The organism is Prevotellamassilia timonensis (genome assembly GCF_900106785.1).
In the GTDB taxonomy this organism is placed as follows: domain Bacteria; phylum Bacteroidota; class Bacteroidia; order Bacteroidales; family Bacteroidaceae; genus Alloprevotella; species Alloprevotella timonensis.
In genome coordinates, this window is sequence record NZ_LT629845.1 from 56,081 (window position 1) to 70,991 (window position 14,911).

General features: G+C 48.7%; 9 protein-coding genes. 7 read left to right on the forward strand and 2 right to left on the reverse strand.

Annotated features, from left to right (window positions below; translation table 11 throughout):
* The first annotated feature begins 187 nt into the window (after positions 1–187).
* From efp to BQ5453_RS08980, 3 genes are all read left to right on the forward strand, one after another.
* Complete coding sequence (gene efp, locus BQ5453_RS08975; protein ID WP_022101780.1) at positions 188–754, forward strand: elongation factor P; 567 nt, start codon at positions 188–190, stop codon at positions 752–754.
* Between the two features lie 456 nt (positions 755–1,210).
* Positions 1,211–1,474 (forward strand): hypothetical protein, encoded by a 264-nt coding sequence (locus tag BQ5453_RS14160; RefSeq protein ID WP_143033354.1) that lies wholly within the window; start codon positions 1,211–1,213, stop codon positions 1,472–1,474.
* Positions 1,475–1,716: 242 nt separating this feature from the next.
* Positions 1,717–2,019 (forward strand): hypothetical protein, encoded by a 303-nt coding sequence (locus BQ5453_RS08980; protein WP_143033355.1) that lies wholly within the window; start codon positions 1,717–1,719, stop codon positions 2,017–2,019.
* 499 nt (positions 2,020–2,518) lie between these two features.
* On the opposite strand, the gene pflB is transcribed toward BQ5453_RS08980, so the two are convergent.
* A complete protein-coding gene (gene pflB, locus BQ5453_RS08985) occupies positions 2,519–4,735 on the reverse strand; it encodes a formate C-acetyltransferase (RefSeq protein WP_022101335.1) in 2,217 nt (738 codons plus the stop codon).
* A 1,189-nt stretch (positions 4,736–5,924) separates the two neighbouring features.
* Between pflB and BQ5453_RS08990 the strand changes: the two genes are divergently transcribed.
* Positions 5,925–6,977: an IS110 family RNA-guided transposase gene (locus tag BQ5453_RS08990; RefSeq protein ID WP_161942409.1), complete on the forward strand. Its 1,053-nt coding sequence runs from the start codon at positions 5,925–5,927 to the stop codon at positions 6,975–6,977.
* Between the two features lie 171 nt (positions 6,978–7,148).
* On the opposite strand, the gene BQ5453_RS08995 is transcribed toward BQ5453_RS08990, so the two are convergent.
* The gene (locus BQ5453_RS08995; RefSeq protein WP_071122968.1) at positions 7,149–10,910 is read right to left on the reverse strand and encodes a discoidin domain-containing protein; all 3,762 of its coding nucleotides are present in this window, start codon (positions 10,908–10,910) and stop codon (positions 7,149–7,151) included.
* A 413-nt stretch (positions 10,911–11,323) separates the two neighbouring features.
* Between BQ5453_RS08995 and pta the strand changes: the two genes are divergently transcribed.
* The 3 genes from pta to BQ5453_RS09010 all read left to right on the forward strand — a co-directional run bounded on the left by pta (position 11,324) and on the right by BQ5453_RS09010 (position 14,799).
* Complete coding sequence (pta, locus tag BQ5453_RS09000) at positions 11,324–12,337, forward strand: phosphate acetyltransferase (protein ID WP_071122969.1); 1,014 nt, start codon at positions 11,324–11,326, stop codon at positions 12,335–12,337.
* Between the two features lie 189 nt (positions 12,338–12,526).
* Complete coding sequence (locus BQ5453_RS09005; protein WP_022101551.1) at positions 12,527–13,717, forward strand: acetate kinase; 1,191 nt, start codon at positions 12,527–12,529, stop codon at positions 13,715–13,717.
* A gap of 128 nt (positions 13,718–13,845) precedes the next feature.
* The gene (locus BQ5453_RS09010) at positions 13,846–14,799 is read left to right on the forward strand and encodes a PstS family phosphate ABC transporter substrate-binding protein (protein ID WP_071122970.1); all 954 of its coding nucleotides are present in this window, start codon (positions 13,846–13,848) and stop codon (positions 14,797–14,799) included.
* Positions 14,800–14,911: the final 112 nt, after the last annotated feature.

A 14,911-nucleotide genomic window follows, 5' to 3' on the forward strand; every position in this document is an offset into this window, starting at 1 on the left:
CCCGGTTGTGCGTCTGCTCCTCGACCGCCTTGTTGTAAATTGCTCCAGCCATGTTGGGTGATGGTGATAGTGATGGAGATAGATATTGCGGGCCATTTTAAGTGACGTAAAGAAGTGCTTTATCAAAAAAAAGTCGTAATTTTGCCGTCAAAATCATAAGATAAAACGAAATACAACATTTACTCCAATGATTAAATCACAAGACATCAAGAAGGGTACTTGCATTCGCCTTGACGGCAAGCTCTACTTCTGCATCGATTTTCTTCATGTAAAGCCCGGTAAGGGTAACACCATTATGCGCACCACTTTGAAGGACGTAGTGTCAGGCCGTGTGCTTGAGCGTCGTTTCAACATTGGTGAAGCTCTTGAGGACGTGCGCGTAGAGCGTCGCCCCTACCAATACTCATACGCTGAGGGCGATCAGTACCACTTCCTCAATCAGGAGACTTGGGACGATGTAATCATCGAGAAGGACCTTATCACAGGTGTGGACTTTATGAAGGAAGGTGATGTATGCGAAGTTGTAAGCGATGCTTCAACTGAAACTATCCTTTTCGCCGAAATGCCTGTTAAGACTCATCTCAAGATTACATACACTGAGCCGGGCTTGAAGGGTGATACTGCAACCAACGCTACTAAGCCTGCAACGCTTGAAACAGGTGTTGAGGTGCGTGTGCCTCTCTTCATCAACGAAGGCGAAATTATCGAAGTTGATACACGCGACGGTTCATACCTTAACCGCGTTAAAGCATAAGACTAACAACAGACAGCAGGGTGGCATGAAGCGCTCTGCTGTTGTTTTTTTATCTTTACCCCACAACGAGGCAACCTCTGACTGATGCGATAACCGCATCTGCCAGAGGTTGCCTCGTTGTGGGGTTATAAGGAAAGCATAGGCTGGCTCGCTTTTGTTTGATAGTGTAAAACAAATATAGCGCCAGTGGCTATGTGAGGCCACTGGCGGTAATTATGTGAGTGGTGGCGCTTGGTGCTTGAAGAAACGCTACCACTAATGGGGGCGACGCGTCCCGCGTCGGGCATGAAGGCAAAGGTTCGCAAACAGGGGCATAATTAGTGTTGTCTGTGAGCTTTTGCTTTCATGCCCGATGACGCGGGACGCGTCGCCCCCATTAGAGCTTGCGTTTGTTGGTAGTGTTTTGTGCTTGCGTTTAGTGCTTGCGGGGCCTTTACTATGCTACCAAAACTTTACATGCAGAGTATCTTACATCTTACACAAACACGCTTCAACTCATTGGATATCAACACTTTACGCAGTGTAAGATACTGCCAAATCCACCTACACGCATCCTACACAACCTACATACTGCCACACGGCACAAGCACGGGAGGACAATGCCACGGCATAGGGGAGCAGAAAAGTCTGTTGCTCCGACTGATTTTTCTACGTCCCTGTGGCGTAAAACCCACCGCATACGTCCAAAACGACTGCGAGGCAGCGGGGTGGGGTGTGTAAGATGTATGCAGGGGAGTGTAAGATGCTTTGAAATCATCTTACACTCTTGAAATATCTGATTATCAACTTGTTATGTACAAAAAGTGTAAGATGGCAGTAAAAACACACACTCTCTTTTACAAGAGGGATGACGGGGAGGGCGCAATTATTTGTGTACAAATTGTACACTTTTTTTGTTGGGTGCAATGCCTCGGTGTTACCTTTGCAGCACTTTTATATCAAACCAAATTGTATTGACTACCATGAAACGAATGCTTAACAGATTGTTGCGCTATGCCGATGCCATTGTGAAACGTGTCGTTGACAAATTGATAGACGCTATCGGACATACCCCGGAACCACAAACTAAAAACGCTGAAACGCCCCAGCCGCAAAAACGCATGGGCAACGACACGGACTGCGCACCGCAAACAACTGGCAACCCCACAAGCTGCGGGTTGACAGAACAGGCCATTACGCTTATGGACGAACTGTACGACATTAGCTATAATGTGCTTGACCGCACACTCGAAGTGCAATGGCGCAACCAGGCGAACAGCCCTTAAAAGCACCAAAGTCGGAAGATATATATACCCAATTATTGCTTCTATATAACAAAGTTCAAATATCATCTTTGTTATTATCTCAACTTGTTTGCCATTCTGGCAAAGGGAACTGTACGGTAAAACTCCAAAGCACATTGTAATGCTTTTGCCCTTACAGGTAGGGTGTTCAAAATCGGCATCAAAAATGAGACTGGTTTTGTTGCATAAAACGCAAGCACTAATGGGGGCGACGCGTCTCGCGTCGGGATAGAGAAAGGAGGGATGATACGAACTCTACTAAATAATAGCTGTATCTTTTCCGACGCGAGACGCGTCGCCCCCATTAGAGGTAGCGTTTGGTGCTTGAGATTTGGGTGACGCACGATGTCAAAAAAATAGCACCTGTGGCTATGTGAGGCCACAGGCGCTAATATGTGAGTGGTAAGAGAGGCGGCATTGTGCAACACAAGCGGGGCGTTACACAACACGCCTCATGTCATTACATGCGTTCGTGTTGTTATTACATGCGTTCGTGGAACGAACGAGAGATAACTTCGAGCTGGTGCTCGCGTGAGAGCTTGACAAAGTTTACGGCGTAACCGCTCACACGGATAGTGAGCTGCGGGTACTTTTCGGGGTGCTCCATGGCATCTTCAAGCATTTCGCGGTTGAGCACGTTCACATTCAAGTGGTGTGCGCCCTTTGTAAAGTAGCCGTCCATCATGGTTACGAGGTTCTCAACGCGCTCCTCGGGAGTGCGGCCAAGGCTCTGCGGCACGATGCTGAAGGTGTTTGAAATACCGTCCTGAGAGTCGCGGTAGCGCAGTTTGGCAACTGAGGCCAATGAGGCTACGGCACCGCTCTTGTCGCGTCCGTGCATGGGGTTGGCACCCGGTGCAAAGGCTACGCCAGACTCGCGGCCGTCGGGAGTTGCACCAGTCTTCTTGCCATACATCACGTTTGAAGTGATGGTGAGCAATGAGAGTGTGGGCTGGGCATTCTTGTAAACAGGCAGCTTCTTGAGCTCCTCGTCGAAGTAGTAAACCAAGTCAACACCAAGGTGGTCAACACGGTCGTCGTTGTTGCCGAAGCAGGGGAACTCACCTTCGATGTCGAAGCCTTCGGTCAGGCCGATGTCGTTGCGCTTGGCAGTAACCTTGGCATGCTTGATGGCTGACAAAGAGTCGATGGCAATAGACAAGCCGGCAGCACCGTAGGCAATGTTGATGGCAGGGTTGGTGTCGATGAGTGCCATTTGTGCCTTTTCGTAGTAGTACTTGTCGTGCATGTAGTGAATGATGTTCATGGCATCATTGTAAATGCGTGCAATCTGCTTGAGCACCAACTTGTAGTTTTTGAGCACCTCGTCGTAGTTGAGCACGTCAGAGGTGAGTGTGGGAATGCCTTCGAGCATGACAGTGCCAGTCTTTTCGCAACGGCCGCCGTTGATGGCCAGCAACAGGGCTTTGGCCAGGTTGCAGCGTGCGCCGAAGAATTGGATTTGCTTGCCGATGGCCTGGTATGATACGCAGCATGCAATACCATAGTCGTCCTCGCCGCGCACCTCGCGCATGAGTGTGTCGTTTTCGTACTGGATAGATGATGTGTCAACGCTCACCTTGGCGCAGAATTCCTTCCAGCCTTCGGGCAGCTCGGGGCTCCAGAGCACTGTCAAGTTGGGTTCGGGTGAGGGGCCGAGGTTGTAGAGAGTCTGCAAGAAACGGAACGAGGTCTTGGTAACCTTGAGCGTACCGTCGTTGAAGCGGCCGCCAAGTGATTCGGTCACCCAAGTGGGGTCGCCGGCAAAAATCTCGTTGTAGGCGTCCATACGCAAGTGACGTACCATGCGCAGTTTCATAACGAACTGGTCGATGAGTTCCTGTGCAAAAGTCTCGTCGATGAGGTTGTGCTTCAGGTCGTGCTCAATGTAGATGTCGAGGAATGATGACACATTGCCAAGTGACATGGCGGCACCGTCCTGTTCCTTAACAGCAGCGAGGTATGCCATGTACACCCACTGTACAGCCTCCTGGGCGTTTTGTGCAGGGCGACCAAGTTCAAGGCCATAGTACTCGCCCATCACCTTCATTTCCTTCAATGCCTTAATTTGTTCGGCCACCTCCTCGCGCAGACGGATACGGTCGTCGGTCATGGGGCTGCCGATGGCTTTCTTGTCAGCTTCTTTAGCCTCGATCAAGCGGTCAATGCCGTATACAGCCAGACGACGGTAGTCGCCAATGATGCGGCCGCGGGCATAGTTGTCGGGCAAACCGGTGAGGAAACCCAGTGAACGGAAACGGCGGATCTCTTCGGTGTACACGTCAAACACGCCATCGTTGTGTGTCTTGCGGTAGTGTGTAAAGATGTCCTTCACGTGTTCGTTAACGGGGTGTCCCTGTTGTGCACAAGCCTTTTCTACCACCTTGATGCCGCCAAAGGGCTTGATGGCACGCTTGAGCAGTTCGTCAGTTTGCAAACCGACAATCAGCTCGTTTTCCTTATCAATATAGCCAGCCTTGTGCGAGCTGATGGTAGACACAGTGTCGGGGTCGAGTGAGCGTACACCGCCGTTGGCACGTTCTTCCTCAAGTGCCTGCAAGCAGATGTTCCACAATTTGCGTGTGCGTTCAGTGGGGCCAACCAAGAAAGAGGCATCACCCTCGTAGGGAGTAATGTTGCGCTTTACGAAGTCGGTCACGTTGATTTGCTCAGTCCAAGGTCCTTCGATGAAGTTCATTTGTTTATAGGGTTTAGAGTTAAAAGTAAATTGAACATTGGCTACACCCCGCAGTTGTCTCAATGTCTTTTCCTTGAGCTTGTTGCATGGTGTAGGCACGTTGTCCAAAATTGTTTCTTTTCAAAAAGTAGAGTCGTTGTAGATAATAAAAGCTTGCTATAGTCTTGTAAGCTTGTTCTTGTGTGGCAAGGTAGTGCAAGGTGAGTGCAGAATGTCAAACTTTGTTTGAATATTTTGCCGAACCGCGGCCTTACCTTCTGCAAAGGTAGTGCAAGGTGAGTGCAGAATGTCAAACCTTGTTTGAATATTATGCCGAACCGCGGCCTTACCTTGTGCAAAGGTAGTGCAAAAAGTACAATAACTGCAACATTTCTGCTACTTTTATTAACCGAATTGTAATAACTACAATTTTTGATTACTGTGCATGACAGATACAACTAATTTTGCAATGATGCAATCTGTTAATTAAAATGATTGTTGTTCAGTAAAACATAAACATGCGAACGGACTCAAGCACCAAACTCAAGCACTAATGGGGGCGACGCGTCTCGCGTCGGGAAAATATGCAGTTCTTGACTTAGCTAATGTACCGTCCGGTTGATGGGGTAAATGACATTGTGGGTAATGAACCTCGTTCTGTGTTTTCAAGGGCTATCCGCCCTTGCGCCGCTTACCGCGGTAGACATAAGTACATAAGCTACATAAGTGACATAAGGCTGACGCCGTGATTTTTTACATAAGTAGAGGCAGGGCGACCAGCCCTGCCTGTAAGATACATAAGGCTGACGCCGTGCTCGCAGACTCAAGCACCAAACGCAAGCACTAATGGGGGCGACGCGTCCCGCGTCGGGAAAATATTCAGCTATTATTTAGTGTATCTTTCCTTTTAATTATTCCGACGCGGGACGCGTCGCTCTAAGTTTGCAGCAGTTAAGCGGCGCAGCCGCTAACCTGTAAACATTGTTAAATAAGACTTTGTAGTTAGAAGCTTTTTCTATTACTTTTGTCGTAGTAAAGTAAAGGAATAGCTGGTTGGGAGGAAAAATACACCGTCGCCAGTCCGTAGAGACTATTGGGGGCATTAAGACCCCTCCCAACCAAGCTGCAAAGACTAAATAGAATGCTCATAAAAATAGTTAGAGTGGCAGTCATCACAGCTTTCGCTACCTTTAAAAAACCATACAAAGATATGAAAAAGTTCATTATTGGAATCGATTTTTCCAAAGAAACAGTAGATGCTAGTATCGTACAGAAAGAACAACCAGAAACTCTCATTGCGTACAAGAAGTTTAGAAACAACCTGAAAGGAGTTGATGGACTGATTGCTTGGGCCAAGTCAAAGGTTGCACAAGACGGAGAAATCATCTTCTGTGGTGAAAACACTGGTACATATAGCACACTCTTCAGTGATGAATTGACAGATCGTGGCTTTATCATATGGATTGAGCATAGCATGAATATCGTACGTGGCATGGGTGATGTAAGAGGGAAAGACGACAAGACAGACTCTCTGCGTATTGCCTCTTACGCTGCACGTTTCTATGATAAGATGAAACCTTACGTACGTCCCAAGGACGAAACGCGTGTACTTAAGACACTCCTTGCTAAGCGAGATAGACTCAAATCCTTCTTAAAAGCGGAAATTACTAACACAAAGGAGAATCCTTTAATGCTGCAGGACTCCAACATAGCAAGTAGCATAAACGAGTTTTTCAAACGCCTAGAAGAATCCTTACGGAAAGAACTCAAGGAACTTGAGCGAATGATTCTCGATGTTGTCATGAGCTGCTCTGAATACGCAAAAAACTTCAATATCCTGACTTCCATGAAAGGTATCGGTTTGATTAATGCAGTCGCGCTCATAGTCTATACAGACAACTTCACCAAGTTCAACTTTAACCACCGCAAGATTGCTACATATTGGGGGGTTGTTCCCTTTAAGAACGAATCTGGTACTTCCGTCAGGAGAGGTACACATGTAAGCCCCAAATGCAACTCTTGGCTGAAAGCGCTTTTGACCGAAGCCACGCTTTGTGCAATTAGGTATAACTCACGCATAAAAGCTTATCATGATAGGCTTATGGCACGAGGGAAAGCGATCGGTATAGTACTTAACAATTGCAAGAACAAAATGCTCAAGATTCTTGTTGCAATGGTACGTGACTCCAAAATCTATTCAGATATGGACGTATCAAAGGATCCTCATACGACCACAACTACTAGCTCAATAGTTGTATGCTAACATCGGTATCCAACAGATCCTTTAACAAAAAAACTTGCCAAAAATTTGGTCAATAACATAGAATGCCCCCATTAGTGCTTGCGTTTTTTTGCAGCACGTTTCAGGCAACAAAAAAGGTTGGAAAGAGCCAAGGCCCTTTCCAACCAAACCTATTATTACTTGCTAGCAATATTACTTGCTAAGCACCTTTTTACCCCCAATGATATTGGGAAGTCCTTTTTGTGGGGCGGCCATGCGGCGTCCCGACATGTCGTAGATAGTTGCGTCAGTATTGACGAAAGGCGTGTTAACTTTGCCTATCTCGGTCACGGTAGAATCAAAGTTGAAGTCGCCATTGTCAACACCCTCAAATACGAATACGCTTGAGGCAGGGAACTGGAAGGTGATTTCTTGATCAATGTCAATGGGTTCACCCACGTTGATGCCTTTCAAACCGCCATCAACACCAATCTTCTGGTCGTCAAACGAGCTGTTCAGAGCGATGGTTGTCTTGAACGCTTCGGGTATGTCAAACACCTTTCGCAATGTTGTGGTCAAGGTACGTTCTTGCACATCGGGGTTACGCAGGGTGAGGGTAGTCTTCTTACCATTCCATGCAGCCCAACCATATACATTAACCTTGCTTCCGTCCCATGGGTTGCCGCCTACCCAGTGAATGTCGGGCAGCACGTCCACGTTGCGGTTTTGCCAATCCATGCAGTCAGACAAGTCTTTCCACAATGCACCGGCCTTGCCACTGGCGTCCTTAATTTCGTCCATAAGGGCATAGTCAGCATACAATTCTACCATGCCCGAACCACAACCAAAGGCACAACGCAGCTCACGCAAAGCACCATCATAATCGTAGTTGCTCGGTGTGTAAGGTTTGCCGTGTTTGCTCAGAATAAACCCGTGCGTCATGAGCGTATTGATGGGGCAGAGTGGTGAATCTTGGATAAAGATTTTGTACACCATGTAGTCGCGATAAGTAATCCACTGCTCGCGGTCGGTGCCTGTATTACCAATCTTCGAGCAGTCGGCATCTTGACGCCATACCGCATCACTATAATGGAACCAGAATGGCGATGCCCATGTGCCCACGGTGGTGTTGAAGAATATGTCGGGGCGGCTCTTGCGTACGTCGCGCTCAATGCTGATAATACCCTCGGCATTTTCAATACCCGTGTCACCAGCATCGGGACCAGTGGCAGTGCCTTGTGCGCTGATGCCGTCAAACTTGAAGAAACGGAAGTCGTACTTGTTAATCATGTCGGTGCAGCAGCTCACAAAATACTTGTAGTATTCAGCGTTACTCAACTGCATGCCGCCACGGCCGTTCCAGTATTTGCGGCGGTATGTACCACTTGCGCCATAACCGCCCACCGGACCGAGCCAGGCACCAATGCCTACGCCCATTTGCTTGGCAAGGTTATCTTCAGGCGTAAATCCGTTGGGGAAATTAGAGTTGAATGTCCAAGTGCCGTATGCGTCCCAGCCATCGTCCCATACAAAGGCGTACGGAGCTTTGCCATACACATCGTAGAACTTGGTTTTCCACTGGTTCATTACATTGACGCATTGGTCGCTTGTCATGTTGGCAGAGTAGTCACCCTTCGTGTTATTGGGGTCAGATGCATCATACACACCATTATTTCCCACGGCATTGTTGCGGTCGATGTTCAGTTCATACCATGAGTTGTAAAGAGTGAACGGGCGCCAGGGCACAGCGCGTTCGCGTTCGCTGTAGGCCAGGAACGAACGGCGTTGTTGGCCGGGAGCCACGAGACCTACAACCGAACTAACCTCCCAAGTGGTGCCTTTCTTTAATGTGGTGTTACGGCGCCAATATCCCTGCATGGGCACTTCGGTCGGTGCCAGCATGTGCAAGGTGTCAATCTTGGTGTAACTGAGCTTAATCGTGCCCGATGAGGTGATGGCTTCGGTCTTTTTCGACACCATCATACGCAAGGTGTAGTCGCCCTTGTTAGGTATTGACAAGGTGTATTCGTTCTCGTTTTTAGCAGTACCCGTAAAGCCTGCATGGTAATTGGCTGTTACGACACTGCCCGAAGCGTCAAGCAGATCGACGCCTACTATGTTCAAGCGGTTAGAGCCAGATTGGTAGTTGAATGCCACGTTGAGCGTACCTTTGTCCTCGTTAAAGTGTACGTCCATCGTCTTGGCATAGATGTTAGGATAAGCCTCGTCCTGTTCAATCACCTTATAGGGTATTTTGTCGCTCTCAACAACAGTCCAGCTGTCGGGAGTCCACTGACGGCTGACTGGCTCATCTATTTCGAATGTGGTGAGAGGTACATCGGCATTAGGATTAGCCGAAGCTACGCGGAACTCTGCACAGCAAGCGAACTTTCGGCTGTTCTGTGCAGACTTGATCACCACCTTTACATATTGAGCATCAACCTGCTGCGGCAGATTAATCCACTCCTCGTCAAGCGAATAGGTCAAAGTGCCTTCGGTTTGTTTGGCCAGCGAATTGGCATCAGTACCTGTCCAGATTTCATAATCCTTTATATGTCCGTTTACGCCAACTGCCGCCTGGCGTGTAACAATGCCTACGGCACCTACCTTCTGCGCCTTTTTCATGTCAACCATGAACCAGTGCGGCATATCTTGGTTGTTGTTGGTGTAGTCGGAATGCCAGTAAGTATTAGTATTGCCATCGATAATGGCCTCAACCTTGCCTGTGCCATTATCATTGTTCCAACCATCGGCAGTCACTGTCCAGTCAGAACGGTCGTAAATTACAGGTGTTTCGGTGGTTGTGGCTTCGGTGCCGTCAGCCAGGGCCTTGCGTTGAGCAGCCTCCGCCTTTTCGGTCTTTTCGGCCACCAAATCGTAAAGCACAACGGGCACACCAATCTTTTCGCTGAACGTGATGGTACCATTGCTGCTAAAATCGCTGCGCTTTGTGCCAGCTACAAAATAACGCAGCACGTATGCACCAGCCTTGGGTATGTCGAGCGTGTACACATTATCTTTCTTCTGTCCGCCCGTAAAACCACCATGGTAGTCCTTGGCCAGCACATTGCCATTGCCATCAACCACGTCTACGCCCACAATGTCGAGGCGGTGGTTGCCGCTTGTGTACTGGAATGTCAAAGTTTGTGTGCCAGCTTTGCGGAATGAAACATAGCCGCGTGTACCCATCACGTCGTCGGGCGACACTGTATTATTGTCTACCTTGATTTCGCTTTTGCGAATATCCTCGGGCAGTTCGTCGCCAGGTTCCCAATTAAAGGACGATGAGTTCCAGCCAGTTGGCGTAAAACTATCCATGCCAGCATTCGACACCTGGGCAGAGTTTACGCCCATAGGAGTCTCAAGTCCGGCAAATATTTTGTTGCTTGCCAACAAGGCGCCGCGTGTGTTACCTACAACCACGGGCACCGTTTTGGCGGCTTCATTGTCTACATTGTATATCATTGGGGTGATAGACTGCATAGCCTGATCGTCATCAGCCGTCACCTCGAGCGTGGTGCGCAAATAGTGTGAACCATCGCGCAACACGGCATGCCATGTCACGTTAAGCTTGTCCTTTTTGAATACGGCTTTAAGTGCCTTGCCATTGAATCTGTCAGACCCTTTAGCTGCAGCGGCATTGCCAGTGAGTTCTTCTTCCTCCACGCTTTGCAGTGTCATTTGTGAGGAAGTGAAGGTAGTGCCGTCGCCCAGCACCACTTTGAACAACTCGGTGCCGGCCTTGAGGTTCATCTCCTCGCAACCATTGAAAAAGAGCGAGCCGTCTTGTTTGACAAATTTGGCAGTTAACAAGTTGTTCTTCAAGGTATATTCGTTGCCGTCAACGGCAATGCTTGCCGTACCGGCCTGCTGAGTTTGTGGAAAAACCACCTTTTGGGCTATAATGCCTTGGCCGCTGCCTAACATAAAGCAGCAGATTGTGGCACCCATCCAACGTTTAATGTTATTATCCATATTTAGATTTGAGTAGTAAATGTTTTCATGCGGTGTTAGAGTATAGAAGCATGGGAAGTACTTGTACACTTTCCGCTTGCAAAGCTATAAATAAGTGCCGTATTGGGGGGGGGTAATTATCTTAATAAATATAAAATGCGCCAAAGAATGCACGTGAAAGTCCTATGAACGGTCTTTAGGTAGCGGCAATGCGCGCTTGACGACGCCGTTGCCCGTGCACAATCACACCTACTTATACAAAATATTTTGTGAATATGGCAAAGAAAAGAATAAAAGTCGCTACCTTTGCAAGAGCGCAAAGCACCATGGGCCAAGCGTCTGATTGGATATGCAACAATATAAACAGATGTTGGCTGATTAGTGAGAATTGCAAAATACAACACAACATAAAATAAGTATACATAAAAGTATTTATGGAACTCGTTGAACAACTTATTGCGCGTGCCAAAGCAAACAAGCAGCGCATTGTACTTCCTGAAGGAACGGAAGAACGTACACTTAAAGCCGCCAACCAAATATTGACCGACGGCGTGGCAGACCTCATCATTCTTGGCAATGTGGACGAAATCCATGAGCTGGCCAAGCAGTGGGGCTTGGGCAACATTGACAAGGCCACTATCATCGACCCTGCCACCAGTCCCAAGAAGGAAGAATACGCCGAACTCCTTGCCGAACTGCGCAAGAAGAAGGGCATGACCATTGAAGAAGCACGTAAAAAGGTGCTCGACCCTCTCTACTTCGGTTGCATGATTATCAAGAGCGGCGATGCTGATGGCCAGTTGGCCGGTGCACGCAACACGACAGGCAATGTGCTGCGTCCTGCCTTGCAGATTATCAAGACAGCTCCGGGCATTACTTGCGTGAGCGGTGCCATGTTGCTCCTCACCCATGCTCCCGAGTGTGGCGACAACGGCGTGCTTGTAATGGGCGACGTGGCCGTTACCCCCGTGCCCGATGCCAACCAGTTGGCCCAGATTGCTGTTTGTACCGCCCGCACCGCTAAGGCTGTGGCCGGCATAGACCCGCGTGTGGCCATGCTCAGCTTTTCTACTAAGGGTTCGGCCAAACACGAGGTTGTTGACAAGGTGGTTGAGGCCCTCGGCATAGCCAAAGAACTTGATCCCACACTCAAAATCGATGGCGAATTGCAGGCAGATGCTGCTCTCGTACCTTCGGTAGGTGCTTCAAAGGCTCCGGGCAGCGAAATAGCAGGCAAGGCTAACGTGCTGGTAGTTCCATCGCTCGAGGTTGGTAACATTGGCTACAAACTTGTGCAGCGTCTTGGTCACGCCACAGCCATTGGCCCTATCCTTCAAGGTATTGCCCGTCCGGTGAATGACCTTTCACGTGGTTGTTCTGTCGATGATGTGTACAAGATGATTGCCATCACGGCTAACCAGGCTATCGCGGCAAAGGAAGCGGAATAATGCGTTGAGTGCATTATTGATGTGCAAATGTGAGAATGTGCAGATGTGCAAATGACATGTAACCTTTATTTGTTACACGAATCTGCACATTCACACATTTACTCTTTACTTAATTGATAAATATTACAAAAACGTGCTTATGTGCGACCTTGAACACCAAGGCTACGCACATTTGCATATCTCCCAGCTATGAAAATTCTCGTAATCAACTGCGGCAGTTCATCTATCAAATACAAACTCTACGAGATGGACGACAAGTCGGTACTCGCTGCTGGCGGTATCGAAAAGATTGGTCTTGAAGGTTCCTTCCTCAAAACCAAAATCAACGGCGAAACAAAAATCATCGAGTCGCCTTGTCCCACCCACACCGAGGGCATCAAGCTCATGTTCGACACACTGCTCAACCCCGTTTATGGCGCCATCAAGAGCCTCGACGAAATCAGTGCTGCCGGTCACCGCATCGTGGCAGGCGGCCGCTTCACCAAGAGCCAGATTGTGACCGACGAAATGCTCCAAGAGTGGAAGCAGTACATGGAACTCGCTCCGCTGCACTCTGACGCCCACCTCAAGGGTTACGTGGCAGTGAAGGAAATGCTTCCAAACTTGCCCCAGGTATTTGTGTTCGATACAGCCTTCCATCAAACCATGCCCGCCAAGGCTTATATGTACGCTGTGCCTTACAAGTACTACGAGCAGAACAATATCCGTCGTTGGGGTGCCCACGGCACAAGCCACCGCTTCGTGACAGCCCGCGTTTGCGAGGTGCTCGGCGTAAAGCCCGAGGACGTGCGCATCATCACTTGCCACATTGGCAACGGTGCGTCAGTTTCAGCTGTCAAGTATGGCAAGTGTGTCGACACCTCGATGGGCCTCACCCCGCTCGAAGGTTTGGTAATGGGTACCCGCTCAGGCGACATCGACCCCTCGGCTGTGCTTAGCATCATGAAAAAGGAAAACCTCACCCCCGACCAAATGAGCGATTTGCTCAACAAGCAGAGTGGCGTGAAAGGCATCTCGGGCATATCAAGCGATATTCGCGAGGTAGAAGCCGGCATTCGCGAGGGTAACGAGCGTGCCAAGTTGGCCATGGAGATGTACGACTACCGCATCAAGAAGTACATTGGTGCCTATGCAGCTGCTATGGGCGGTGTAGACATCGTGGTCTTTACAGCCGGTGTGGGCGAACACCAATGGGACGTTCGTCAGGGTGCTTGCGAAGACCTCGAATTTATGGGCATCAAGATTGATGCCGAAAAGAACAAGGCCAACTGCGGCGAGGAGGAAATTATCTCTGCCCCCGACAGCAAAGTCAAGGTGGTGGTAGTGCCTACCGACGAGGAGTTGCTCATTGCAAGCGATACACTCGACCTCGTAAAGTAGTCAAATTGTGTACTAAACACATTTGTAATATGTAAAATGTTTTAATAGGCTGTACTATTTTAGGTAGTGCAGCCTATTATTATTGTAGTCTTATTGCTACCTTTGCACTACACTCAACACATAATGCGATGAAACGAATGAAGTTTTATTTGCCTCTGCTGCTTATGATCCTGGCACTGGCAAGTTGTAAAAGCAACAAAAAAGGCAACTCTGACTGGCTCAAAGAGTACGATGTAAAGGTTGCCATAGACGAAACCTTCAAACCTATAATGGACAACCTTGCGCAAAGCTACGGCATGGCATACAGCGAGGCAAACATGAAACCCATATACGAGAGCGAGGACCAAGCCATTCGCGACCTCGTCAACGACAGCGTGCGTTGCATCATCGTCACACGCAAGCTCAACGACAACGAATTGACCATCATACGCTCGCACCACCTCGATGCCACACAAGCCATGATAGCTTCAGATGCCATAGCCCTGGTTGTGAACAAAGAGAACAAAGACTCACTCATCACACTCGACGAAATAAAAGGCATCGTGACAGGCAAAATAACCCGCTGGGAGCAGCTCAGCAATCACACAAAGAGCGGCGAGCTCAAATTGGTGTTCGATGCCTCAGGTTCGAGCACCGTGCGTTACATGAAAGACTCCCTCTGCAATGGAAAGGATCTCAAGGGCAACGTCTACGCCTCAGAGGGCAAATCCAATCAATCTGTGCTCGACATGGTGCAGGCCAACCCCAACATAATAGGCATAGTGGGTGCCAACTGGTTGATGGACAAGACGGGCAACGCACTTGCCAACTTTTCAAAGTTACCCTTTAATGTCATGCGCGTCAGCCGCACTGCCGACGGCTCAAGCAAGTATGTGCGTCCGTACCAATACTATATAGCAACGGCCGACTATCCCCTGTTGCGCTCGGTATACATTATCCACACCGATCCGCGCAGCCAGTCGCAGCTCAAAAACTTCTTCTTCTACGCCAAGGGGCAAAAAGGTCAGACCATCATCTGCAACAACTCGCAAATGTTGCCAATCACCCCCGTACAAGTTAAAGACGTGAGCATCAAGGATTAGCCGTACTGGCAAAAATCGGCCTACAAACGGCAAAGTCTGTTTATTATTTGCTATATTTGCACGCAATTTGCCACACTACACGATCCAACATAAGGCAAATACATATTCACAG

Excerpts from the sequence above, each read along its gene's own strand:
- efp (WP_022101780.1), top strand. The coding sequence starts at position 188 with ATGATTAAATCACAAGACATCAAGAAGGGTACTTGCATTCGCCTTGAC.
- BQ5453_RS09005 (WP_022101551.1), top strand. The coding sequence starts at position 12,527 with ATGAAAATTCTCGTAATCAACTGCGGCAGTTCATCTATCAAATACAAA.
- pflB (WP_022101335.1), bottom strand. The coding sequence starts at position 4,735 with ATGAACTTCATCGAAGGACCTTGGACTGAGCAAATCAACGTGACCGAC.
- pta (WP_071122969.1), top strand. The coding sequence starts at position 11,324 with ATGGAACTCGTTGAACAACTTATTGCGCGTGCCAAAGCAAACAAGCAG.
- BQ5453_RS09010 (WP_071122970.1), top strand. The coding sequence starts at position 13,846 with ATGAAACGAATGAAGTTTTATTTGCCTCTGCTGCTTATGATCCTGGCA.
- BQ5453_RS08980 (WP_143033355.1), top strand. The coding sequence starts at position 1,717 with ATGAAACGAATGCTTAACAGATTGTTGCGCTATGCCGATGCCATTGTG.
- BQ5453_RS14160 (WP_143033354.1), top strand. The coding sequence starts at position 1,211 with ATGCAGAGTATCTTACATCTTACACAAACACGCTTCAACTCATTGGAT.
- BQ5453_RS08990 (WP_161942409.1), top strand. The coding sequence starts at position 5,925 with ATGAAAAAGTTCATTATTGGAATCGATTTTTCCAAAGAAACAGTAGAT.
- BQ5453_RS08995 (WP_071122968.1), bottom strand. The coding sequence starts at position 10,910 with ATGGATAATAACATTAAACGTTGGATGGGTGCCACAATCTGCTGCTTT.